The sequence below is a fragment of the Pacificibacter marinus genome, from assembly GCF_018860505.1.
GTDB classification, from domain to species: Bacteria; Pseudomonadota; Alphaproteobacteria; order Rhodobacterales; family Rhodobacteraceae; genus Celeribacter; species Celeribacter marinus_B.
This window is the reverse complement of the sequence record NZ_JAHKPU010000046.1, coordinates 1-25,270: the sequence shown is the minus strand read 5'-3', so window position 1 is coordinate 25,270 and position 25,270 is coordinate 1. Positions and strand designations below refer to the sequence as shown.

At 53.6% G+C, this 25,270-nt stretch carries 20 protein-coding genes; 8 read left to right on the top strand and 12 right to left on the bottom strand.

The annotated features are described in order from the left end of the window. Positions 1–127: 127 nt before the first annotated feature. Both panB and panC read right to left on the bottom strand, forming a co-directional pair. A complete protein-coding gene (gene panB / locus KO503_RS16385; protein WP_215992633.1) occupies positions 128–952 on the bottom strand; it encodes a 3-methyl-2-oxobutanoate hydroxymethyltransferase in 825 nt (274 codons plus the stop codon). A 34-nt stretch (positions 953–986) separates the two neighbouring features. After that, positions 987–1,835 (bottom strand): pantoate--beta-alanine ligase, encoded by an 849-nt coding sequence (gene panC, locus KO503_RS16380; RefSeq protein ID WP_215992632.1) that lies wholly within the window; start codon positions 1,833–1,835, stop codon positions 987–989. Between the two features lie 207 nt (positions 1,836–2,042). On the opposite strand from panC, the gene KO503_RS16375 reads away from it, so the two are divergent. Beyond that, positions 2,043–2,534, top strand: a complete 492-nt coding sequence (locus KO503_RS16375) for a hypothetical protein (protein WP_215992631.1) — start codon at positions 2,043–2,045, stop codon at positions 2,532–2,534. Positions 2,535–2,754: 220 nt separating this feature from the next. On the opposite strand, the gene KO503_RS16370 is transcribed toward KO503_RS16375, so the two are convergent. From KO503_RS16370 to KO503_RS16340, 7 genes are all read right to left on the bottom strand, one after another. Continuing rightward, positions 2,755–3,822, bottom strand: coding sequence for a BMP family ABC transporter substrate-binding protein (locus tag KO503_RS16370; RefSeq protein WP_215992630.1), 1,068 nt, complete (start codon positions 3,820–3,822; stop codon positions 2,755–2,757). 76 nt (positions 3,823–3,898) lie between these two features. Then, positions 3,899–5,008, bottom strand: coding sequence for an ABC transporter permease (locus KO503_RS16365; RefSeq protein WP_215992629.1), 1,110 nt, complete (start codon positions 5,006–5,008; stop codon positions 3,899–3,901). Beyond that, positions 5,008–6,093: an ABC transporter permease gene (locus KO503_RS16360; protein WP_215992628.1), complete on the bottom strand. Its 1,086-nt coding sequence runs from the start codon at positions 6,091–6,093 to the stop codon at positions 5,008–5,010. The genes KO503_RS16365 and KO503_RS16360 overlap by 1 nt, the downstream gene beginning before the upstream one ends. After that, positions 6,090–7,622, bottom strand: a complete 1,533-nt coding sequence (locus tag KO503_RS16355) for an ABC transporter ATP-binding protein (protein WP_215992627.1) — start codon at positions 7,620–7,622, stop codon at positions 6,090–6,092. The genes KO503_RS16360 and KO503_RS16355 overlap by 4 nt, the downstream gene beginning before the upstream one ends. Continuing rightward, positions 7,623–8,552, bottom strand: a complete 930-nt coding sequence (gene xdhC, locus KO503_RS16350) for a xanthine dehydrogenase accessory protein XdhC (RefSeq protein ID WP_215992626.1) — start codon at positions 8,550–8,552, stop codon at positions 7,623–7,625. Then, positions 8,549–10,837, bottom strand: coding sequence for a xanthine dehydrogenase molybdopterin binding subunit (gene xdhB, locus KO503_RS16345; protein WP_215992625.1), 2,289 nt, complete (start codon positions 10,835–10,837; stop codon positions 8,549–8,551). Before xdhB ends, xdhC begins: the two co-directional genes overlap by 4 nt. Continuing rightward, complete coding sequence (locus KO503_RS16340; RefSeq protein ID WP_215992624.1) at positions 10,834–12,198, bottom strand: xanthine dehydrogenase small subunit; 1,365 nt, start codon at positions 12,196–12,198, stop codon at positions 10,834–10,836. Before KO503_RS16340 ends, xdhB begins: the two co-directional genes overlap by 4 nt. A gap of 222 nt (positions 12,199–12,420) precedes the next feature. Here KO503_RS16340 and dnaE point away from each other — a divergent pair, with 222 nt between their 5' ends. After that, positions 12,421–15,942 carry a DNA polymerase III subunit alpha gene (gene dnaE / locus KO503_RS16335; RefSeq protein ID WP_215992623.1) on the top strand — a complete coding sequence of 1,174 codons (3,522 nt, stop codon included), beginning with the start codon at positions 12,421–12,423 and terminating at the stop codon, positions 15,940–15,942. After that, entirely contained in the window at positions 15,942–17,075 is a 1,134-nt protein-coding gene (locus KO503_RS16330; RefSeq protein ID WP_215992622.1) for a hypothetical protein, read from the top strand. Before dnaE ends, KO503_RS16330 begins: the two co-directional genes overlap by 1 nt. A 22-nt stretch (positions 17,076–17,097) precedes the next feature. On the opposite strand, the gene KO503_RS16325 is transcribed toward KO503_RS16330, so the two are convergent. Then, complete coding sequence (locus tag KO503_RS16325) at positions 17,098–17,292, bottom strand: SlyX family protein (protein ID WP_215942562.1); 195 nt, start codon at positions 17,290–17,292, stop codon at positions 17,098–17,100. An 85-nt stretch (positions 17,293–17,377) separates the two neighbouring features. Then, entirely contained in the window at positions 17,378–17,518 is a 141-nt protein-coding gene (locus tag KO503_RS16320; protein WP_215992621.1) for a hypothetical protein, read from the bottom strand. Here KO503_RS16320 and hisS point away from each other — a divergent pair. Genes hisS through hisG form a run of 3 tightly spaced genes read left to right on the top strand, consistent with a single transcriptional unit; the run spans position 17,517 to position 20,811 of the window. Continuing rightward, the gene (hisS, locus tag KO503_RS16315) at positions 17,517–19,016 is read left to right on the top strand and encodes a histidine--tRNA ligase (protein ID WP_215992620.1); all 1,500 of its coding nucleotides are present in this window, start codon (positions 17,517–17,519) and stop codon (positions 19,014–19,016) included. The two genes, KO503_RS16320 and hisS, sit on opposite strands and share 2 nt — an antisense overlap. Then, positions 19,016–20,116, top strand: coding sequence for an ATP phosphoribosyltransferase regulatory subunit (locus KO503_RS16310; RefSeq protein WP_215992619.1), 1,101 nt, complete (start codon positions 19,016–19,018; stop codon positions 20,114–20,116). Before hisS ends, KO503_RS16310 begins: the two co-directional genes overlap by 1 nt. Further along, a complete protein-coding gene (gene hisG / locus KO503_RS16305) occupies positions 20,113–20,811 on the top strand; it encodes an ATP phosphoribosyltransferase (RefSeq protein WP_215992618.1) in 699 nt (232 codons plus the stop codon). Before KO503_RS16310 ends, hisG begins: the two co-directional genes overlap by 4 nt. 49 nt (positions 20,812–20,860) lie before the next feature. On the opposite strand, the gene KO503_RS16300 is transcribed toward hisG, so the two are convergent. Then, positions 20,861–21,280, bottom strand: a complete 420-nt coding sequence (locus tag KO503_RS16300) for a DUF1489 family protein (RefSeq protein WP_215992617.1) — start codon at positions 21,278–21,280, stop codon at positions 20,861–20,863. Positions 21,281–21,403: 123 nt separating this feature from the next. Here KO503_RS16300 and KO503_RS16295 point away from each other — a divergent pair, with 123 nt between their 5' ends. Next, positions 21,404–23,680, top strand: a complete 2,277-nt coding sequence (locus tag KO503_RS16295; RefSeq protein ID WP_215992616.1) for an adenosylcobalamin-dependent ribonucleoside-diphosphate reductase — start codon at positions 21,404–21,406, stop codon at positions 23,678–23,680. A 636-nt stretch (positions 23,681–24,316) separates the two neighbouring features. Next, the coding region (locus tag KO503_RS16290; RefSeq protein ID WP_215992615.1) for an AAA family ATPase at positions 24,317–25,270 on the top strand (954 nt) is incomplete at its 3' end.

Below are 25,270 nucleotides of genomic sequence, written 5' to 3'. Positions count from 1 at the left end.
AGAATGACGACACAGCGCCCCGACCATTGGAACACGGCTTTGTGTCGTCATCACAAGAGACGTGGGCCTCAGGGGCACCATCGCAGCCTAAATACTCAAACAAAAACGCCCCGAAGGGCGTCCTGTTTCATTTTTTGTTGGAGCCGTAGACATTGGCTGGTCCTGGAAAGGCTCGCGATTTAACCTCGGTTGCATATTCCGCGACGGCTTCATCAATCGCTTCTCCCATGGCACCATATTTTTTGACAAATTTTGGCACCCATTCGTTGAGCCCCAACATGTCTTCCATCACAAGAATCTGACCATCACAGGTTTTGGATGCGCCGATCCCGATGGCGGGCACCTCGATCGCATTGGTGATCTTATCTGCCAGTGGTTCAACGACCCCCTCAACCACAATGGCAAAAGCACCTGCTTCGGCCACGGCGATTGCGTCATCAATGTGGACTTGCCAAGTATCTTCGTCGCGACCTTGGGTCTTGAAACCGCCCATGGTGTTTGTCGATTGTGGGGTCAAACCGATGTGACCCATCACAGGAATGCCACGTTCTGTCAGGAACTTAACTGTCTCGGCCATACGCGCCCCGCCTTCAAGTTTCACCGCTTGGCACTGCGTTTCTTTCATGATTTTTGCGGCGTTGTGAAACGCCTGCGAGGGGCTTTCTTCATAAGAGCCAAACGGCATATCCACGACGATCAGCGCGCGTTTGGTACCGCGAACCACGGCTTTGCCGTGCATGATCATCAATTCCAAAGACACGCCAACGGTGCTTTCCATTCCGTGCATCACCATACCAAGGCTATCGCCGACCAATAGAAAGTCGCAGTACTTTTCAGCGATTGCAGCAGTATGCGCGTGGTAGGATGTGAGCGACACGATGGGCACCCCTCCTTTGCGGTCACGAATTTGTGGCACGGTCACGCGGCGGATCGTTTCGGTTTGGGTGGACATGATATGTCTCCTTTACGTTCGGCTGGTGCCGACTTTAGTTGGGGTCGCAGACCCGTTGATCGATAAGTAGCACATCGCCAAAGGTCGCCGCGAGCAAGATCACCACGGGGGCTGTGATTTGACCTGTCGGAACCTCAAGGCTTGCCGCATCGCGCACATCGACGCTTTGCACTGTGGCGCGGGGTTCACGGGCAATAAAGGCGCGAATGTCGTTTTCCAGATCGGCCGCCTCACGACCATCTGAGGCCTCGTAATCGCCATAAGCCAAAGCTTTGTTCAAAATCAGCGCGGCTTGGCGATCCTCAGGTGACAGCCGCACATTGCGCGATGACATGGCCAGACCATCAATTTCGCGCACTGTCGGCACGCCAATGGCCTCAATAGGCATGTCGAGATCGCGTACCATCGTTTTGATGACCAACAATTGCTGATAATCCTTCTCGCCGAAAAATGCTTTGTCCGCTTGTGCTATGTTGAACAGTTTAGCGACGATGGTGCAGACACCTTTGTAGTGATCTGGGCGCAAAGCCCCCATGAGCATATTTGCAAGCTGTTCAGTTTCGACCACGGTCTGCGCTGATGGATCGTACATTTCCTCAACCGCTGGGGCAAATACTGCGTCGACGCCTTCAGCTTTGAGTAAGGCAAAATCGCGCGCCTCATCACGGGGATAGGCGTCCAAATCGGATGGGTCGCCAAACTGCGTTGGATTGACAAAAATCGTTATTATAACACGGTTTGTCTGCGCTTTGGCTGTGCGTACCAAAGTCATGTGTCCTTCGTGCAGATATCCCATGGTGGGGACCAAACCGATGGTTTCGTTTTGGGCTCGAAAGCCTTGGACGGCGTCTCTCAGCTCGGCTTTGGTTCGGCAAATTTTCATCGCAGTGCCTCCTCGCGACATAATCTTGCGCGGACAGTAGCGAGCTTGTGGCACCTCGGCAAGCGTCAGTGGTGGCTGGGTCTCAAGGTTTTAAGTAGGTCGATAAACGCGGTAAATTTCTTATATTGTCCTCAGGTCAACCATGGTTTCGCCATGTTTTGTTGCGAGATTACCAATGAATTATGTATTTTTGCGGAGACTGTTTTCATGTTTCAATCTAAAGCGAGCATTGCGGGGATCGCTATAGCTGTGGTCGTTGGTATCATTTTGGTGGCGATGCAGATCAGTATTTCGACCTCGGTTATGAGCACCGTGTCGGGAGAAGTATCAGGGGTCTCGGGGACCGGTAGTTCATATTATCATGGTCGGTCAGACGGTGATGTGCTTGATCCGACACGCATTATTGCGCCCAAAGGCGGTAATGGAAAATTGGCGGAATTGGAAATCATTGATGACGGCATTCCGAGTGCCGAAGTTATCATTGATGATGGGACCGGTAATGTGGACTTTGAGGCAAAGGTGATCGAGGAACCCGATTATGTTTTGAGCGAAGATGCCGGGGTTGTCGAAAAAGTCGTCTTTTTTGCCGGCGTTGTCTGGCGTTGGATTTTGGGGGATCGTGGCGAAAAAGAAGACAGCTATGAAATGAGCTGCAAACCCAAAAAAGGTGGTGGCAAAGTCTGTACGATCATTCGCTAAAACCCGCAAACTTAGGCGTGATCTATCTTATGTAAACGGCGTGTGATCAGATGATCCGTTCCGTTTTTGTTTTTGACAAGTCACGTATTCAGTGATGAATGGTGGTTGGCTTGTCGAGACAAGTCAGATGGCATCTCGAAATATCTGCGCAGGGATCACACGAAAAAGGCCCACCAAATCAGGTGGGCCAATTTAAATTCTGCGTTTTAATAAACCGCAGTTATTGTGGAACGTCGCCTGTAAGACCTTCAACATAGAAGTTCATACCTGCCAATGTGCCATCATCGGCCACTTCGCCTTCTGCCAAGAACGGCGTGCCGTCTTGTTTGTTCAAGGGGCCAGTGAAGGGGTGATACGTGCCTGCAACGATCGCATCTTTCAAAGCCAAGGCTTCGGCTTTCACGTCGGCAGGAACTGCGTCAGTGATTTCGCCGATGCCAACCATACCAGTTGAGATGCCATCCCAAGTGTTCACCGTTTCCCAAGTGCCATCCATGACCGCTTGTGTGCGTTCGATGTAGTAGGGCGCCCAGTTGTCGATGATGGACGACACGCGTGGCGCTGGGGCAAAATCATACATGTCGGAGGCTTGTCCAAAACCAATAGCGCCAGCTTCTTTGGCGGCGGCCAATGGTGCTGTTGAATCTGTATGTTGCAAGATCACGTCTGCGCCTTGTTCAAGCAATGCTTTGGCCGCGTCTGCTTCCTTGGCTGGGTTCATCCACTCGTAGATCCAGATAACTTTAAATTCGACATCAGGATTTACTTTTTTCGCGTGAATGTAGGCAGAGTTGATACCGCGGACAACTTCTGGGATTGGAACAGAACCGATATACCCAATGATGTTGGATTTGGTCATGCGGCCCGCAATAGTCCCTTGGATCGCGCGGCCTTCATAAAAACGTGCCGAATATGTGGCTACGTTTTCGGCAGACTTATAGCCAGTTGCGTGCTCAAATTTTACGTCTGGGAATTTGGCCGCAACGTTAAGCGTCGGGTCCATAAAGCCGAAAGATGTCGTGAAGATGATGTCTGTGCCAGTGAGTGCCATTTGCGTCATCACACGTTCTGCATCTGGACCTTCGGGCACATTTTCGACGAATACAGTTTCGACTTTGTCGCCGAAGTGTTTTTCAAGCTCTAAACGTCCGTGATCATGACCTTGTGTCCAGCCGCCATCATTGATTGGGCCGACGTAAACGAAACCCACTTTGGTTTTGTCGTCTGCAAAAGCTGCACCAGCAAGGCCGACGGCCAAAGCTGTGGTCGCGAGGATTTTTTTGAACATATGTTCACTCCCAGATTTTTGGGGACGGATGCCCCCTTTGAAATACAAGCCTTGCGGCTCATTTAAGTCCCAGACCTTAGTGGGCCTGAAATATTTTACCCAGCATAGCAGGCCCGTTTGAGGCCCCTTTGCTGCGGGCAGAAATCACAACCAAAACAACAATCGTCGCCACAAAAGGCGCAGACGACAACAGCAATAGATCAAGACTAGACGCATAGTTGGTCAGAACGCCGATCAATAACAACACAAGCCCTGTGCCAATGAATTGCGCAAATGTCTTGAGTGTTGGTTTAACATCCAAGGTTTTTTTCCACGAGCCTGCCGCTACGGCAATCGCAAGATATATCACGCCAGACAGCATCACCAAATATGGCAGCACCAACAACAAAGGCACGTTTGCCGCTTGCAAGTTCAACTGCAAAGCCGTCAATCCCCCGAACAGGTAAGCGCCGAACAAAACACGCCCCGGTTTCCATGAGGCAAAGACAACAATCGCCAGCGCGATCCAGCCAATGCCAGCGGTGATTCCGTCCGTCCATTGTGGCACGCGTATCAGCGAAATATAGGCCCCACCCAATCCTGCCAAGGCCCCACCAAATCCAATCGCCATGACGCGGACCAAGCGTACTTTGTAACCCAAGGCATGGGCCGCATCGTGGTTTTCGCCCACAGCACGCAAAATCAATCCGCCACGGGTGAATTTTAAAAACGCCCAGATGGCGATGGTGAGCAGGATCGAAATATAGACCATCGCATCATGTTGGAACACTGCCGGCCCGAAAAATGGGATATGCTCCAGAACAGGGATCGCCATCTTGGCGACCGCGGGCGGGCTTTCGCCCACATAGGGCTGTCCGATAAAGGACGCGAGCCCCACGCCCACGAGAGTCAAAGCCAAGCCACTTGGCACTTGAGTTGCATATAAAAACTGGGTCAAAAGCGCGAAGAGCATCGAGAGCAGCGCGCCTCCTACGGCTGCGCCAATAAATCCCATGGCGGCCGATCCGCTTTCCACTGCGACCGCAAAGCCGCAGATCGCGCCGATGATCATCATGCCCTCAACGCCGAGGTTCAGCACGCCCGCGCGCTCCGTGATCATTTCGCCCAAAGCAGCCAATAAGATTGGCGTGGAGGCGACCATCAGTGATGCGAAAAACGCGACCAGTGAGATTGATCCGAGATCCATTACACGGCCTCCTTTTTGCGCCAGATGACTTTGTAGTTCACGAAAATATCCATGGCCAAAAGCGTCATCAACAGCATCCCTTGGAACACTTGGATCGACGCTGACGGCAGCGACAACATGAATTGGGCCAGTTCTCCGCCGATGAATGTCAGCGCCAGCAAGAGCCCTGCCAGTAAAATGCCAATCGGGTTCAGACGCCCTAAAAAGGCAACGATGATGGCGGTGAAACCGTAGCCCGTGTTGAAGGATGTGGTGATTTGACCCGCCGGCCCCGTGACCTCAAACAGTCCAGCAAGTCCTGCTAAAGCGCCGGATGTGCCAAGGCAAAAGATGATCAAACGATTGGCGTTGATACCGGCAAACCCCGCGGCGCGCGGGCTTTCACCTGTGACGCGAATTTGAAACCCAAGCATGTGTTTGCTGAGCAAAACATAAGCCGCAACCACCGCAGCAAAAGCGGCCATAACGCCCCAATGCGCGCCTGTGCCTGCGATCAGTTCGGGGTTGGCTGAGGACGCATATTGCGCCAAGTTGCGCGATCCGGGAAAGCCGTTGCCTTCGGGGTTGCGCAAGGCGCCAAGCGAGACGGCGATCATGATTTGCTCGGCGAAATAGACCAACATCAACGAGACTAAAATCTCGGGGGCATTGAATTTCGTTTTGCACAAAGCGGGAATTAACCCCCAAAGAAAACCACCCAAAGCGCCCGCGATTATCATCAGCGGAAATATGAACCAGGCTTCCATCGGGTAAAATGCGAGACCTACAGAAGCACCTGTGATCGCGCCGATGATATATTGGCCTTCCGCGCCGATGTTCCAGATGCCAGCTTTGAACCCAAGGGACAATCCAATCGCGATCAAAATCAACGGGGCCGCTTTGACCAATAATTGTGGGCGAGAATAGGCTGCAAAATCAGGGTTAAAGAGCGGGTCCCAAAAGATCGTACGGATCGCAACAAAGGGATCTTTGCCCATGGCTGCAAATAACAGTCCGCCCAAAATCATCGTGACGATCACGGCAAGTATTGGCGTTGCGACAACCCATGCTTTGGAAGGTTGCGGGCGTTTGACCAAAGAAATCATGCAGGCACTCCTTCAGTGGTCTGTGTGTCGCTTACGGTGTCGCTGCCACCCATCATCAGGCCAATTTCGTCGATGCTTAACCCTTTGGCAGCACGTGGCGTGCTGAGACGTCCCTCGTTTAGCGCTGCGAAATGGTCGGAGATTTCCATGAGCTCATCCAAATCTTGCGAAATACAAATCACCGCCGCGCCACTTGCTGCCAAATCCAGTAAAGCTTGGCGAATACTGGCCGCAGCCGAGGCATCGACACCCCAAGTCGGTTGGTTGACCACAAGCACTTTGGGGTCTTGCATCACCTCGCGGCCAATGACGAATTTTTGTAGGTTGCCGCCCGACAAAGACCGTGCCGCAGCCGTTGCACTTGGGGTGCGCACATCAAAAGTTGCAATGATGTCTTTGGCAAAACTTTCGGTCTTGGTCCAATTGATAAAGCTGTTCTTGCTCAGGTCTTTGCGAATGATCGCGGTGAGCGCTGTGTTCTCGATCAGGCTCATATTGGGCGCGGCTGCGTGCCCCAAACGTTCTTCTGGCGCTGCCAATAGCCCAAGAGTACGGCGTGCATTTGGACCAAGTTTACCGATCTCTTTGCCTTCAAGCGCCACGGTCCCTGTTTGGGCGCGCGCCTCACCAGATAGCATCGACAAAAGTTCGTCTTGGCCATTACCCGCCACGCCGCCGATGCCCAAAACTTCGCCTGCGTGCACAGTCAATGACAGGTTTTTCAATCGCGTGCCAAAGGGATTTTTTGGGGCATAGTTCAAGTCTTTGATCGCGAGTAGCTCCGCGCCACTTGCTTTGGCGTCGCGGGTCGGAATATGCAGTGTTTCGCCGACCATCAGTTCAGCCATGTCACGCGCACTGGTGGCGCGCGGATCACAGGTGCCGACGACTTTGCCCAGACGCAAAATCGTGGCCCCGTCACACAGGCTGCGAATTTCTTCTAGCTTGTGCGAAATGTATAAGATCGAGGTGCCTTCAGATTGCAATTGGCGCAAGGTCTTGAACAGAATTTCGACCTCTTGCGGGGTCAAAACAGATGTCGGTTCATCCATTATCAACAACTTGGGGTCTTGCAACAGGCAGCGAATAATCTCAACGCGCTGGCGTTCCCCTGCGGACAGATCGCCCACGGTGCGATCAGGGTCCAGCGGCAAGCCATAGGCATGCGACACATCGCGGATCGATTTGGCCAGGTCTTTCATCTTGGGTGGGTTTTCCATCCCGAGTGCAACGTTTTCCGCGACGTTCAAGGCTTCAAACAGCGAGAAATGCTGAAACACCATCGCAACACCAGCAGCGCGTGCGGCTTGGGGCGATGTGGGCACATAGCTGGCACCATGTAGCGTCATCGTGCCGCTGTCAGGTTTCGTTAGACCATAAATCATCTTGACCAAAGTGGACTTTCCCGCGCCATTTTCGCCCAAAAGCGCATGGACTTCACCTTTGGCAATCGAGAACCCTACATCATCATTGGCGATGACTCCAGGGTAGGCTTTGGTCAACCCTTGCAGTTTAAGAAGTTCCGTCACTTACACGCCCCCAGTATGTGTTTTGAGTGTCTCGATCTGCTCACCTGCTGAGATTAGACTTGCCGCAACCCCAACCGCAATGGCCTGTGGGTGTTTACCAAGCTTTGGTTGCCCAATTGGGCAGCATATGCGGTCTATTTGAGCGGCTGTGTGACCCAAATCCTTAAGGCGAGATCGAAAGCGTGCCCATTTGGTGTCGGACCCAATGAGACCAGCAAAGGCAAAGGGATGCGATAAAATTTGGTGGCACAACTCTAAGTCGAGCGCATGGGAGTAGGTCAGCACCAAATGCTCGGCATCCGTGGGTGCATGGGTGACCAAATGGGCTGGATTGGTAGCGATAAGCTGCTCTGTGCGTGCCGGCAAAACAACGGGAAAACGATCTGCATGAGTATCGATCCACGTCAGAGAAAACTGCGGCAAGGGGGCTAAAACATTTGCAATGGCGCGTCCCACATGACCCGCACCCCACAGCCAAATGGGGCGCATCAGCGGACTGACAGGTTCGATCATCCAGTCTTGGATCAAGCGCGGTGATGTGATCCCCTCGCGACGGACCCCTTTGAGTGCCTTTTGCACAGCCATAGGCATTATATTTGGCCCACGCGCGTAGACGTCAGTTGGAATGTTATCGGCGGTTTCGAACACTTCGGTCAACAGCGTGACAGCACCGCCACAACACTGCCCCAAGTTTGGGCCCAGCGGAATGCGTTGCAAGCGTGGCGCTGAAAACGCTGATTTCATCGCCTCAAATTCCAAGGTGCCGCCGCCAATCGTGCCCGATTGTTCAAGCCCATTTGGGCCTGTCCACACTAACATCGAAGCGCCAACTTCACGCGGTGCTGACCCTTTGACTTCCGCCACAACAATGCGTGCGACCGGTCCGTGCGCGGCGATGGCCCGCTCTAATGCGTGTCGATCAAAGCTCATGCGCGGGCTCGCGAAATGGCGTTCAACAGTTCCTCGGGCGTGGCTGGGGCGTTAAGGGCAGGGTAGGACGGCCCACAAGAACTGACTGCGTTTGAGAGTGCCAAAAGTGCCGAAATTCCAAGGTTGAACGGGGGTTCACCCACAGCTTTGGATCGATAGACGGTTTTCTCAGGGTTTGGAGCATCCCAAAGGCTGACGTTGAACACATCTGGCGCGTCTGAAGCTGTGGGGATTTTATAGGTCGAGGGCGCATGGGTGCGCAGACGACCTGATGCGTCCCAAATCAGTTCTTCAGTGGTGAGCCAGCCTGCGCCTTGCACATAGCCGCCTTCAATCTGGCCGGTGTCCAAAATTGGGTTCAATGAGGCGCCTGCGTCGTGCAAAATATCCGTGCGCAAAATACGGTTTTCGCCGGTTAAGGTATCAAGAACAACCTCGGTCACGGCCATGCCATAAGCGAAGTAATAGAACGGGCGGCCCGTGCCTTTGATCCGATCCCATACGATATCTGGCGTCTTGTAAAATCCGGTAGACGACAGGCTGATCCGGTTTTGATAGGCAAGTTGTGCTGCATCACTAAAAGTCAAACTATGCTCACCTGCCGTGACCATATTTGCGGCAAAGGTCACTGTATCGACGCCGTAGTAGTCTTTTAGAAACTCTGACATGCGCGTGCGGATTGTGGTGCAAGCAGCCTTCACCGCCATGCCGTTGAGGTCCGCCCCCGATGAGGCCGCTGTGGCGGACGTATTGGGCACCTTGGCTGTATCTGTCGCGGTGATTTTGATCGCGTCCATGCTGACGCCAAACTCACTGGCCGCGACTTGCGCGACCTTTTGGAACAGTCCTTGGCCCATTTCCGTGCCGCCGTGATTGAGTTGGATCGAGCCGTCTTGGTAGACATGCACCAAAGCGCCCGCTTGGTTCAGATGGGTGAGCGTGAATGAAATGCCGAATTTGATGGGAGAAATCCCGATGCCTTTTTTCACGATTGGGTTTGCATTATTCCAAGCGCGAACCGCATCGCAGCGCGCCTTATAGTTTGCATCCGCCAAAAGCTTGGCGGACAGGGCGTGCATGATCCCATCGGTGACAGGCATACCATATGGCGTGGTTTGTCCGCTCTGCGGCTCGTCGCCCATATCGGCGTAGTAATTGGCGCGGCGCACCTCGGCAGGATCAAGGGCCAAGTCGGCGGCGATATGATCCATGACACGTTCGATTCCCAACACGCCCTGCGGTCCGCCAAACCCGCGATAGGCTGTGGCGCTTTGGGTGTTGGTGCGCAAGCGGTGGCTCTCAATCCGCGCATGTTCTAACAGGTACGCATTATCAGCGTGTAGCATCGCGCGATCGGCCACAGGAATGCTAAGATCGATCGACCAGCCGCAGCGTGTCATTTGCACAAACTCGATCCCTGCGATTTTACCCGTGTCGTCATAGCCGACAGTATAGGAAATGCGAAAATCGTGGCGTTTGCCGGTGACCATCATATCGTCATCGCGGTCATAGCGCATTTTGCAGGGCTGTCCGGTGTCGCGCGCTGCAATCGCGCAAGCAATGGCCAGCCAGTTGCCTTGGCTTTCTTTGCCGCCAAATCCACCACCCATGCGACGGGTTTCAACGCGCACAGCATGCATCGGAATATGCAGAGCATGGGCGACTTTGTGTTGAATTTCCGTCGGGTGTTGAGTCGACGAATTCACCAGCATATCACCGCCTTCAAGCGGCGTGACCAAAGCCACTTGGCCTTCAAGATAAAAATGTTCTTGTCCGCCCATATCGATTTGGCCGCGTGTCACATGTGTAGCAGCGTCAATGGCTTTGGCTGGATCGCCTTTTGTATAAATCCGTGGACCGTCTTCAAAACGAGCATTGGCGGCCATCGCGTCTTCATAGCTGAAGATTGCTGGCTTTTCGGCGTAGGTAATGTCACCCAAACGCGCCGCTTTGCGGGCGGCCAAATGCGATGTGGCGACGACCAAGAACACAGGCTGCCCAAGATAATGTACGGTGCCGGTGGACAGTAAGGGTTCGTCTTGCAACGGAGTTGGCGAACAATCCGGCACGTGATCAAAATCATCCGCCGTATAAACTGCGACGACACCATCGGCGCCGCGTACGGCGTCTAAATTCATTGATGTGATGTCGCCATGGGCCACGTCCGACAGGCCAAAAGCCAGATGCAATGTACCATTTGGCGTTGGGATGTCATCGATGTAACGCGCTTGGCCTGTGACGTGCAGGTGGGCGGAATCATGGGGAAGGGGCTTACCAACACTCACAACGCGTCTCCCCGTACATCCAGAACTGATACGGTATGGCCTATAGACTCGGCAAAGACACGTTTTAACATGTTTTGCGCTGTTGTTTGGCGGTAGGTGGCCGAGGCGCGCATGTCTGTCATCGGTTGATAATCTTGTTCGAAGGCAGGCAAGGCAGCGTCAATCGTTGTGTTTGTCCAAGGCTTACCAATAAGAGCAGCCTCAACAGAAGTGGCACGTTTGGGCGTGCCTGCCATGCCGCCAAAGGCGATGCAGGCGTTGGTGACAGTACCATCTGTGACGGTGATATTGAATGCGCCGCAAACGGCGGAAATGTCTTGATCAAAGCGTTTGGACAATTTGTAGACACGCAGATCAGTTAAGCCAGCTTTGGGCACTGTGATATGGGTTACAAACTCAGATGCGGCACGGTCTTGTTTGCCATATTCAATAAAGAAATCTTCCAACGCAGTCGTGCGACTGTCTTCACCACAGCGCAAGGTGACGCTGGCCCCCAAAGCGATCAAGGGGGGCGGGCTGTCACCGATGGGCGATCCGTTGGCGATATTGCCGCCAAGAGTCGCCGCTGCGCGCACTTGTTTCGATGAAAACCGGCGAAACATTTCAGATAAAGAGGGGCAAGATTGCGCGAACAGCGGACCTAAGTCTGCGATTGGGGTCATGGCGCCAATCACATAGGCTTCGGGGGTTTCGCTGACGCCTTTTAGATCACGCACGCCGCCAAGAAAAATCACCTCGTCTAAGCTGCGCAATTGCTTCGTCACCCATAGGCCCACGTCTGTCGCGCCTGCAATCAAGGTCGCGTTGGGGTGCATCGCGTAAACAGCGGCCAATTCGTCAACCGTTTCGGGTCGTTCTGCCAAGGCAGGAACATCAAGCGGCACAGACTGAGGTTTCGGGGCAGGAGCGATTTGTGCCGCTTTCTCAGCCGCGCGCAAAATGGGCGCATAGCCTGTGCAACGACACAAATTTCCCGCCAATGCATCCTCAATATCCGTATCACCCGCAGCGTGCGCCGCGGCCAAAGACATCACGATACCGGGGGTGCAAAACCCACATTGTGACCCGTGCTCATTGATCATCGCTTGTTGCACTGGATGCAATGCGCCTTTGGGGGCAAGCCCCTCAACCGTTGTGATGGATTTGCCGTGCAGTTGTGGCATAAGCAAAATACAGGCGTTCAGGGCTGTTGGTCCAGCTTCATCTTCCACAATCACTGTGCAAGCTCCGCAGTCGCCCTCGTTACAGCCTTCTTTGGTGCCTGTCAGTTTGCGCGTTTCGCGCAAGTAGTCCAGCAATGTGTCCGTCGCGTTTTGCGATGTGGTCACACGCGTCCCGTTGAGGTTGAAAGTGATCTCCATGTGGTCGACCTGCCGCTTTCTTTTGATATGAAGCGCATCCGATGCGGCGGAAAATGCGGCTCTTTTGTACAGCAAACGTGCGCTTTGGTCTTTTTGCAAGGGATTCGGTTAAACATTTTGCCCAATGATTGTCCTTTTGGTCAAATAATGAGCGAAAGGCAGAATGTCACGAGGGTGATTTTACGCTTGGCCCCGCCCGTCTGCTTCATGTAGCTTGCCCAAATGAGCACACCCACATTTATCCATTTGCGTACCCATACCGAATATTCGCTTTTAGAAGGCGCATTGCGGTTGAAAAAACTCAGCGGCATGGTCGCTGAAATGGGGATGCCTGCCGTCGCCGTTACAGACACCAACAATCTGTTTTGTGCGTTGGAGTTTTCCGAATATGCGTCGGGTGCAGGGGTGCAGCCTATCGTTGGCTGTCAGGTGGATGTAGCCTTCGATGCGCCTGCACCCGGTGAGCAACCACGTGCCCCTGCGCCCGTTGTTTTATTGGCCAAAAACGAGACGGGGTATGAGCATCTGATGAAGCTCAATTCCTGTTTGTATGTCGACAACAAAGACCAGTTGCCGCAAGTCACGCTAGACGAGCTTGAGCAATATTCAGGTGGTTTGATTTGCCTGACGGGCGGTGCTGATGGTCCTTTGGGACAGTTGATCCAATCCAGCCAGTTGCCAAAGGCAAAGACGTTGGTTGATCGCTTGAAGGCGGTTTTTGGTGATCGCTTGTACATGGAATTGCAACGCCATCTGGGCGAGAATGGTCAATATACGCTGGGTGAATTGGCGACAGAGCAGTGGTTCGTGGAAACAGCCTATGCGATGGACATTCCGCTTGTAGCAACCAATGATGTGTATTTCCCGAAAACAGAAATGTTTGAGGCCCATGATGCGCTGATTTGTATCGGTGCTGGCGCTTATGTGGATCAATCTGAGCCGCGCCGCCGTTTGACGCCGCAGCATTATTTTAAAAGCCCTGCTGAAATGGCAGCCCTGTTTGCCGATTTGCCAGAGGCGATTGAAAACACGGTCGAGATCGCCAAACGCTGTGCGTTCAAAACCTACAAACGTGATCCGATCTTGCCGAAGTTTGCCGATGACGAGGTCGCCGAATTGCGCCGTCAGGCCGAAGAGGGCCTGCGCAATCGCTTGGCGATTATTCCGCATGCGGTTGAGGTGTCCGAATACGAAGCCCGCTTGGATTTTGAGCTAAAAATCATCGAAGGCATGGGCTTTCCTGGGTATTTCTTGATCGTTGCGGACTTTATCAAATGGGCGAAAGATCAGGGCATTCCTGTTGGACCGGGTCGTGGCTCTGGTGCGGGGTCGCTTGTGGCTTATGCGCTGCTGATCACAGACCTTGATCCATTGCGCTATTCTTTGCTGTTCGAGCGGTTCTTGAACCCTGAACGTGTGTCCATGCCCGATTTCGATATCGACTTTTGTATGGATCGCCGCGAAGAGGTGATCCGCTATGTGCAAGAAAAATACGGTCGCGACAAAGTCGGCCAGATCATCACGTTCGGTGCGCTTTTGTCAAAAGCCGCTGTGCGCGATATTGGCCGTGTGTTGCAGATGCCATACGGGCAGGTGGATCGCCTGTCGAAATTGATTCCCGTCGAGGGCGTCAAGCCTGTCTCGATTGAACAGGCGCTTAAGGACGAACCGCGCTTGCGCGAAGAGGCGAAAAACGAAGAGGTTGTGGATCGCTTGCTCACATATGGGCAACAGGTCGAAGGCTTGCTGCGTAATGCGTCAACCCACGCAGCGGGGGTTGTGATCGCGGACCGACCCACAGATCAATTGGTGCCGCTTTATCAAGACCCGCGCTCTGATATGCCGGCCACTCAGTTCAATATGAAATGGGTCGAGCAAGCTGGGTTGGTCAAATTTGACTTTTTGGGTCTGAAAACTCTGACCGTCATCCAATCTGCGATGAACCTGATTTTCAAAAACGGTCGTCCACTTCATATCGATGCCGCCGGCAACACGCTTTATGAGCCTGCTGAGGGGGGTGAAAACCAAATCAACTTGATTCCGCTGGATGATGAGAAAACCTATAAGCTCTATTCTGACGCCAAAACCGTAGCTGTGTTTCAGGTGGAAAGTTCTGGCATGATGTCTGCGCTGCGCCAGATGAAGCCCACCTGTATCGAAGATGTCGTGGCGCTTGTGGCGCTTTATCGTCCGGGTCCGATGGAAAACATCCCAACCTACTGCGAGGTGAAAAACGGCACTAAGGAACTGGAATCTGTTCACCCATCGATTGACCATATTCTAGCCGAAACTCAAGGCATCATCGTCTACCAAGAACAGGTGATGCAGATCGCACAGGTCATGGCGGGGTATTCTCTTGGCGGTGCGGATTTGTTGCGTCGTGCGATGGGTAAAAAGATCAAAGAGGCGATGGACGCAGAGCGGCCTAAGTTCGAGGCAGGGGCAGCTGAGAATGGCGTCCCCAAGAAGAAAGCCTCTGAGGTTTTCGATCTGTTGGAAAAATTCGCCAACTACGGGTTTAACAAATCCCACGCGGCGGCCTATGCGGTTGTGTCCTACCAAACGGGCTGGTTGAAAGCGAACCATCCGGTTGAGTTCATGGCCGGTGTGATGAACTGCGATATCCATCTGACTGATAAGCTGTCCGTCTTCGCCGAAGAGGTGAAGCGTGGTTTGGGTGTCGAGATCATTCCGCCGTGCATCAATCGCTCTTTGGCGACCTTTGATGTGGTGGATCAAAAGCTGGTCTACGCGCTGGGCGCTTTGAAAAATGTCGGTGGCGATGCGATGCAATTGATCGTGGATGCGCGCGTTGAAGGCGGCAAAGATTTTGTGACGCTGTTCGATTTCGCGCGCCGTGTTGACATCAAACGGGTCGGGAAGCGCCCGCTGGAAATGTTGGCGCGGGCTGGCGCCTTTGACCAGCTTGATAGCAATCGTCGTCGTGTGTTCGATAGTCTGGATGGTCTGGTGCAATATTCGGCTGCGATCCACGAACAAAAAGCGTCCAACCAAGTATCTTTGTTTGGCGAAGCGGGCGATGATCTGCCAGAGCCGCGCCTGTCGCCGGTCAATGATTGGGTGTCATCGGAACGTCTGATGGAAGAACAAAAAGCCATCGGGTTCTTTTTGTCGGGTCACCCACTTGATGACTACGCCGCAGCACTCAAGCGCAAAAAAGTCAAAACCATCGCCGAAGCTGAAGCCCAAGCGCAGCGTGACGGTGCAGCTGTGGTGCAGGTTGGCGTCATGGTGTCGGGTTTCCGCGAGATGAAGTCGTCCAAGGGCAATCGTTATTTCCGGATGAATATTTCGGACAGCACCGGACAGATTTCAGGCATCGCCATGTTCGCGCGCAAAGTCGAGGATTTGATGGCGGCGCGTGCTGTGTTCGAGCAGACGGATAAAGTTGTGGCCACCTTGGAAGCCAAGTTCAACGACGGACAATTTGACCCGACGATTCGTTCTGTCGCTGTGATGGAAACTGTGGTGGCAGATGCCGGTGCGGCGGGGCTTAAGATTTTTTGTGACGAAGTGAACGCGGTTAGCACCGTGAACGATTTGTTAACCCGTGTGACCGCTGAGGCCAAAACCCGCCCCAAAGGTATGATCAGTTTTTGCTTGATGGGCGATGGTCTGCCTGGCGAGGTGGACATTGACGTTGATCAGCCATTCCATATAACCCCCGAAATTAAAGGCGCAATTAAGTCGCTGGATGGGGTTGTGATGGTGGAGGATTATTGATGCGGGTATTGGGGGCTGTCGCAGTCGTTCTGGTGTTGCCAGCGTGTCAAATGAGCTTGCCTGCTGTGCAAATCAGTGTCGAAAGCAAACCACTTGTTGCGGTAGATGATTCTACTGTCGAAACCGATTTAGCTGCGGCTTTTGAACAGGCCGCACTGGCGGTGCAAACCGATGCGGAACCTGAGAAAAAAAGCTTTCTGGGGTTTTTAAAGCCTAAGCCGCAACCCGCACCCGCGGTTCTGGCTGGAACGGATATCGAGGTTGTGGATGGGGCGTCGGCCACAGATGAAGGCGCGAAACCAGATGCGATAACAGTCGCAGAGAATGCGCCTCAATCGCAAGGCACCGATCCTATTCTTGAGACCACAACGCCGGTTAAATCGGGGCTGGGTGGTTTGTTCGGGTTTTTGAAACCCAAGGCCACAGATGATGTGACGCAGGCAGCGCTTAGGGCCCCTGTACCGGATACGCCGCAAGATTTAAATGAAGCGCCGAGCCTTGCGCCGGATGATTCAACTGACGCCCTCCCACAGACAGAGACGGTGATTGCACCTGAAACGGCCCCCGACACACAAGCTTTACCTAGAAAGCCATTATTCGGCTTTTTAAAGCCCAAAGGTGGATCAACAAAGGCCAATAAATCGCATTCGACAGTCGCAGTCGGCGAGGTTTTGCCTTTTGGAACTGTTGGTATTTCTTGCGAAGCGCGCCCAAAGGATATGGGCAAACGGGTGGACCAGTTCCCCAGTTCAGGGGCACCCACTTGGCAAATTTTCGATACAGATCCCTCCAGCACCGCCCCGCGTACGCAGTTTATTACGGGGTTTAGTGATGGCTGTGCGCGTCAAGTGACCGCCGCATTGATCTTGTTTGGCTCACCTAGTCTGCACGAAGTCCATCGCTATTCTAAAGCGCGCTCGAAAGTGTCTTGGTCCAAGGCTGACAACAGTTATGAGACTATAAAATCAAAAGTTTGCAGCGTTGGGCGCAATACCCCATGCCCGTCAGGCAAAGTGGATAAACTTGAAAAGCATATGGCGTTTGTTTCCGTTTATAAACAGTTTGGCGATGCCAAAGGTTGGCTTGAGCTGTTACTGCATGACGGAAAAATGGAAACCAAAGAGCTGCGATAGGGTCTGAGAACCGCCAATGGGCTTACCAATGCGGCGGGCGTTGATCGGCCAAGGCCACGGTGCCGCCGCCATCTGCTTCGCGGCCTGCCTCTCGTTGCATCAACATGGCCAAACGACGGGTAGAAACCTCGATCACCTGCTCTTGGCGCGCAACGACATCTGACAGTTCCTCGACGGTTTTGGTCAAATGCGCGACCTGTTCCTCGAGCGCCATCATGCGGATCTCGGATGCGTCTGTATCGCTTACGTGCTCAGTCATCTGTGTCGTCCTTTGAGGATCATGGGTTTGAACATTGTGTAACTTAGGTGAAATCATCAGCGATTTCATCCCCAATTCGCGCCAATTGCTTGCTCTGATCCCCCCCTTGGGCTATGCCGCGCGCAAGTGCAACCACAAGTGCAGCACCGAACGCTGCGCCGTGAGACCTCAGGAGCTGCCCCATGGCAAAGCCCAAAAAGACCCCGCGCCCCAAGGCGATCACGCCAAAGGGCTTTCGTGATTACTTTGGCGTAGAAGTGAGCGAGCGCAAAGCGATGCTCGATCAGATTGCCGAAGTGTATCATTTGTACGGGTTTGAGGCGCTGGAAACCTCGGCTGTTGAAACGGTTGAGGCCTTGGGAAAATTCTTGCCCGACGTAGACCGCCCGAACGAGGGCGTGTTCGCGTGGCAAGAGGATGCGGATCTTGAAAAGCCCGGCGATTGGATGGCCTTGCGCTATGATATGACCGCGCCGCTTGCACGCGTTGCGGCGCAATACCGCAATGATTTGCCGTCGCCTTACCGCCGTTTCGCGATGGGCCCTGTGTGGCGCAATGAAAAACCTGGACCCGGTCGGTTCCGTCAGTTCTATCAATGCGATGCAGACACCGTTGGTGCACCAAGCGTGGCCGCCGATGCCGAGATTTGTTCGATGTTGGCAGATACTTTGGAAAAGGTCGGTATTCCGCGTGGGGATTACATCATCCGCGTGAACAACCGTAAGGTGCTTGATGGTGTACTGGAGGCCGCTGGCTTGCCTGATACAGACGAATTTGCCTCTGTGCGCGGCATCGTTCTGCGCACAATCGACAAACACGACAAGTTCGGCGACGCAGGCGTCATGGCGCTGCTCACGGATGGTCGCAAAGATGACAGTGGCGATTTCACCGAAGGCGCGGGACTTGAGCGCGCGCAGGTCGAGCTGATCTTGGGTTTTGTAAATGGTCGCCAAGACGACAACGCAGGCACCATTGCGCGGCTTGCAACATTGGTTGAAGGCTCGCAAACGGGTGTGACAGGTGTTGATGAATTGCGCCAGATCGCAGACCTTCTTGCGGGGCAGGGCTATGGCGCGGATCGCATCGTGATCGATCCGTCTGTTGTGCGTGGTCTTGGATACTACACGGGACCTGTCTACGAGGCCGAGTTGACGTTCCAAATTGAGGACGAAAAAGGCCGCGTGCGGGACTTTGGTTCTGTTGCTGGCGGCGGTCGTTATGATGATCTGGTTAAACGCTTTACGGGCCAAGAAGTACCTGCCACAGGTGTCTCGATCGGAGTTGATCGCCTTTTGGCAGCGTTACGCGCCAAAGGCCGAATGAATGATGCACCTGCTGGGCCTGTTGTGGTTACGGTGATGGATAAAGCGCGTATGGGCGACTACATGCAGATGGTGTCTGAGTTGCGCGATGCAGGTATTCGCGCTGAGGTTTACTTGGGCAATCCCAAGAACTTTGGCAACCAGTTGAAATACGCTGACAAACGGATGAGCCCTGTGGCGATCATCCAAGGCGGTGACGAGCAAGAGCGCGATGTCATTCAAATCAAAGACCTGATCTTGGGCGCAAAACTGGCAGAAAATGCCACGCTTGAAGAATGGAAAGAACGTCCCTCGCAATACGAAGTGCCGCGCGGCGACATGATCGCCAAGGTCCGTGAAATCATCGAGATGTATTCCTAATGCCGTTGAAAACGATGCCAAAGTCCCGTGTTCGGGCAGAAGCTGCGCGCCTTAAAACTTATTTTGAAGGGCTAGGTGCTGTCGATGTCGAAACCGATATTTTGCTGCCTGCGGAAGTGTTACTTGATCTCTACGGCGAAGACATTCGTCACCGCGCTTATGTGACCAATGACCCCGCGCGTGGCGAAATGATGTTACGCCCCGATTTCACCGTGCCTGTGGTGCAAACGCATATGGACAGCGGCGCGGATCCTGCGCGCTATACCTACGCAGGCGAAGTGTTTCGCAAGCAAGACGATCTATTGGATCGCGCTGCTGAATACATTCAAGTCGGCTATGAGGTGTTTGACGGCAGCAATCCTGCGGCTGCCGATGCTGAAGTGTTCGCGGCTTTCTCTGACATTCTATCGCCGCTAGGTTTGCGTGCTGCGACCGGAGATATCGGAATTTTGATGGCTGCTGTGCGCGGCCTTAAAACCACCGAAACCCGTCGCAATGCTTTGCTGCGCCATATTTGGCGTCCGCGCCGTTTTCGCGCGTTGATGAACCGATATTCAGTAAAAGGCGCCGAGATGCGCGAAGAAAACTTTGCACGCGTGCGCGCCAATATGGCAGCCAACAATGCACCAGCGATCGGATTGCGGACGGAAACCGAAATTTTGGATCGGGTTATGGCGCTGTCGACAGATGCGGCTGAACCCTCAATATCTTCTAGCGAAATTGAACTGCTTAACGATATTTTGTCCCTCAAAGAAACCGTGCCTCACGTTTTGTCAGCCTTGCGTGATATCGCGGTGGATATGGACGCGATCTTACCCGCAGTGAATCAATTGCGCGCCCGTGTCGATGCATTGGATGCGCGCGGTGTTGATGTTGAAAATCTTGAGTTTGAGACGGCTTATGGTCGTACATCGATGGAATATTACGATGGATTTGTCTTCGGGTTCTACGCCGAGGGCCGTGCTGATCTGCCCCCCGTGGCCACGGGGGGACGTTATGATGCTTTGACCTCGGTGCTGGGGCATGGGCGGTCTATTCCGGCAGTGGGGGGCGTGATGCGACCCGCGATGATTTTGGCTGTTCAGGAGGGTGCATTATGACCATCAAACTTGGTATCCCGTCCAAAGGTCGCTTGATGGACAAAACCTTTGATTGGTTTGCTGCACGTGGGATCACGCTGAAACAAACCGGTGCAGAGCGCGAATATTCTGGCGCTGTCGAAGGCATTGATGGGGTTGAGCTTGTGTTGCTTTCTGCCTCGGAAATCCCACGTGAACTGGCCGCTGGGCGCATCCATTTGGGTGTGACTGGGTCGGATTTGGTGCGTGACAAACTTGTAGGCTGGGACACTAAAATTGGTGAACTGTCAGTCATGGGCTTTGGCCACGCAGACTTGATTATTGCTGTGCCAAAAGCTTGGGTTGATGTGGATAATCTGGATGATCTGGATGCCGCAGCTTCGGCATTTCGCAAGCGTCACGGATTTCGCCTGCGCATTGCGACCAAGTATCACCACCTCGTGCACGAGTTTTTGAAAGCCAATGGCGTGGCTGATTATCAGCTGGTGGATTCTCAAGGCGCGACTGAGGGCACAGTGAAAAATCTAACCGCCGAAGTTGTGGCGGACATCACGTCGACAGGGGAAACCCTGCGAGCGAACCATCTTAAAATTTTGACGTGTGAACCAGTGCACAAATCTCAGGCGACTTTGTTTAAAAGTCGCACGGCGCCATGGTCTGACGCGGATCGTGCGACCATGTTTGAATTGAAGCAAAAGCTGGACTTGGGTGACTGACGAAAGCGCGCCTGACAGTTTTGGGTGGGTGATTGGTTTAAAACAGACCTTAGAACAGGCCAAGGTCCGCTAAGGTTTGTGCCAATTCTGTTGGCAGCTCGTCTTCGTGTTCGCGTCCCTTTGGCATATCGGCAGGTGCGTCTTCGGGTTTGAGGTAGCGCCAGCCTTGAAACGCGCGACGGGGGGCATTTTGTGTACGGATCAAGGGCTTGGCCAACACAATACGACAACGTTTGATGCCATCACCGCCGTTGTATTCATCAAGGGCCAAGACCTCTTGTCGCGCTTGAATAACGCCTTTGATCACCCAATACAGCGAGCCACCGTTTAACAGCTGTGCTTCTTGCTTGGGTCGCATCCGCGTTACGTGACCCGTGGTATCGCCCGATGTTGCGGAAATGTGCCTATCGAGATCATCAAAGCTGTCGATTCCCACACAGAGTTTTACAAGATGTATGTGTTCTGGCACGATGTACCCCTAGGTGTAGTGATTATTTAGCTGTTTTCGCTCGGCGACGTGTTGCTCTTAGCATGGGGCTAGGGTAAATCACAGGCCTTCCAACAACGACTCGCACAAGATCGGACCGACCATATGACGCGCTTTGCTGCCCCCATCGCTGAACAAATCTGGGACATGAAATACCGTTTGAAAGACGCAGATGGGACTGTCGTTGACCAAAGCGTCGAAGACAGCTGGCGCCGCGTTGCGCGGGCTTTGGCCGCGGTTGAAAAAGATTCCGAGGCTTGGGAAGCAAAATTCTACGATGCGTTGGAAGGGTTTAAGTACCTGCCAGCAGGCCGCATTTTGGCCGGCGCGGGCACTGGACGCGCTGTGACTTTGTTCAATTGTTTCGTTATGGGCACTGTACCAGATTCAATGGGCGGCATCTTTGATATGCTCAAAGAAGCGGCGCTGACCATGCAACAAGGCGGCGGCATTGGTTACGATTTCTCGACGATTCGCCCTAAAGGCGCAGGCGTGTCTGGTGTGGCGGCTGATGCCTCTGGTCCATTGTCATTCATGGATGTGTGGGACGCGATGTGCCGCACGATCATGTCCGCAGGCTCGCGTCGTGGTGCGATGATGGCGACCATGCGTTGCGACCACCCCGATGTGTTGCAATTCATTGAAGCCAAACAAGATTCCGCACGTTTGCGCATGTTCAACCTGTCCGTATTGATCACCGATGATTTCATGGAAGCTGTGAAAGCCAATGGGTCGTGGGATTTGAAATTCGATGGCAAAATTTATCACACAGTCGATGCGCAAGATCTTTGGAATAAGATCATGAAAGGCACCTATGAATACGCCGAACCTGGTGTGATTTTTATCGACCGCATCAACAAGCTCAATAACTTGAACTACGTTGAAACCATTGCAGCGACCAACCCCTGTGGTGAGCAACCTTTGCCGCCTTACGGTGCATGTTTGCTTGGGTCGATCAACTTGGCAACTTTGGTCAAAGACCCGTTTGAGGCGGGGGCCGAGATGGATGAGGACGCCCTATATGATCTCGTCGGCACAGCTGTGCGGATGATGGACAATGTGGTGGATGCGTCTCGTTTCCCACTTGAGGCACAGCGCCAAGAAGCGCAAGCCAAGCGTCGTATCGGTCTTGGTGTGACTGGTTTGGCGGATGCTTTGCTGATGGTTGGTCAACGTTACGGCTCTGTCGAGGCGGCGGCGACCTGTGAAAAATGGCTCAAAATGATCGCCCGCGCGTCCTACATGGGCTCTGCATTGCTTGCGAAAGAAAAGGGCGCTTTCCCGCTCTTTGACAAAGATAAATACTTGGCCTCTGGGTCGCTTATCGACATGGACCAAGACGTCAAAGACGCGATCGCAGAACACGGCATTCGCAATGCTTTGCTGACGTCTATCGCGCCAACAGGTACGATTTCATTGTACGCGGGCAATGTGTCATCCGGCATCGAGCCTGTGTTTGCCTATGCCTATACTCGCAAAGTTTTGCAAAAAGACGGATCGCGCACCGAAGAAGAAGTCGTTGATTACGCTGTCAAAATGTACCGTGAAAAATTCGGTGCTGACGCGGAACTGCCTGAGCATTTCGTCAACGCGCAAACGCTTGCGCCGCTTGATCACGTGCGCATGCAGGCGGCAGCGCAAAAATGGGTCGACAGCTCGATTTCCAAAACCATCAACTGCCCAGAAGACATTTCCTTTGACGATTTCAAAGAGGTCTACATGGCCGCTTGGGATCAAGGCTGTAAAGGCTGCACAACATACCGTCCAAATGATGTGACGGGGTCTGTTTTGTCCGTGTCTGAGACGTCTGAAAAAACGCCAGAAGTGGAAAACGGCGCAGAAGTCGTGTATTTGGCAGAACCGCTTGAGCGTCCGCAGCAACTTGAGGGCAACACGTACAAACTGAAGTGGCCTGACTCAGAACACGCAATTTACGTGACAATCAACGACACGATTCACGGTGGTCATCGCCGGCCGTTCGAGATTTTCATCAACTCGAAAAACATGGAACACTTCGCGTGGACTGTGGCTTTGACACGGATGATTTCTGCCGTGTTCCGCCGTGGCGGCGATGTGTCTTTCGTGGTGGAAGAACTCAAAGCGGTGTTTGACCCACGCGGAGGCGCTTGGATTCAGGGCAAATACATCCCATCGATTTTGGCGGCTATCGGCGGCGTGATCGAAACGCACCTCATCGAGACGGGCTTTATCGAAGGCGAAGGCATGGGCCTTAAAACTGATCCACACGCCGAAGTCGTGGCGATGGATGCTGGCCAAGGCAAACCCAAAGGCAAAGCGTGCTCATCTTGCGGTCAATACACATTGCGCATGGTCGAAGGATGCATGACCTGTTCGTCTTGTGGCCATTCCAAATGCGGCTAGATGTGGCGTGAGGCAGAAGGCAGAAAAAGCAAGCAATAGCATGCGCAAGCCCCGTCAAGAGTTAATTCTCTTGACGGGGCTTATTTTTATGAGCCAAATTTATCGTTTAAAGCTAGAGGCTTGTCGTGATTTAGTGTCTCCGGGAGCCTCGCGGCCTGCATTATGCGCAGCTGCGTCGGCTTTGGCTCTCCCGAGTGTTCAAGAATGGTGTTGCAATGTGGTGAGGCGGTTGTGCCCTGTTCGGCTTCTAAGAGAGGGTCTTCTTGGGTGGTCGAGAAATAATGAATCCCAATTTATTTATTTTCGCCGCACTCCATTAGGTGACCGCTGATCCGGCGGATAGTTGACACAGACCGCAGATGTGGCCTATCGGTGTCCATCATGACTTACAGTATTCGGCATATTCAGGGCGCAATACGCGCCATTTGAACCCCACCCCGGGGGCCGGTCACTTCTGTCATTTTTCCAACAGCACTGACGCCATCATGGCCGGGCATTTGCCCGTGGCCCTCCCGGTTATTCAACCAAAGGAGACCAAAACCATGTCCATCCAACACAAACTCTCGGCAACCAACAAGATCATCAGTATCGGGACCGCATCGCGCCGCGCCCATCGGTATCGAGCGGGGGGCGGTCATGGATAAGCGTCAAGCTAACAGTTTTGTCGTTGTGTCACCCGATCTCGTCACGCCGCGCCTTGAGGATATGGAGCAGGATTTCATCCACGCCTGGATCCGTATGAAGGGAAACCTCAAGCTTGGGGGGCGTGTTCAAGAGCTGGGCTACCGACAGGAGAAGAAGGCTAAGGACCTTGCGGGCTATGCTCATGCTCGTCGCTTGCGTCAGGCAGGTATGAGTGCGCTGCCAAAAGAAGCCCGAGCTCAAGTTATTGCCTTGGCCCGTGCCGGCGCAACACTCAATGTGCCCTCATGTGAGGACGCCGTCCATCAATTCTCGGCTGACCTCCATGCCGAAAGCCCTTGGATGCGAGATGTTTCCGCATGGGTGATGCATCAAATGCTTGCGCACGTCGAGAACGGCGGGTGCGGCCTTGCCCTGCCGCCTGTGATCCTTGCGGGGCCGCCAGGGATCGGAAAGTCGCACTTTGCACGGCGCCTGGCAGAACTCGCCGGAACGCCCTCGCGTTTGATCGATGTGGGCGGCGGCAGCGCCGGATTCCGGATCACAGGGACGGAGAAAGGTTGGAGCTCAGCTCAGGCAGGTATTCCCGTCGAGACCATCTTGTCCTCGCATGCCGCAAATCCGGTTATGGTGGTTGATGAAGTTGATAAAGCGGGGGAAATGTGGAGCGAGAGTGGGCGGTCAACGAGTTTGACAACGGCGCTGCTGCCTTTGCTTGAAGCAGGCACAGCGCAGCGTTTTGAGTGCCCGTTCCATCGATTGCCCTTCGATATGTCCCGCGTAGTCTGGATCATGACAGCAAATGATGCTGATCTTATTCCAGCACCGTTGCGTGATCGGGCGCGGATCTTTCATCTCGAAGGCTTGAATGCCGAAGATGCTGTCGATCATTTCGAGAGGTTGACGATCCATTGTTGCGACCAAGACGAACTGGTCTTGCCACGGTTT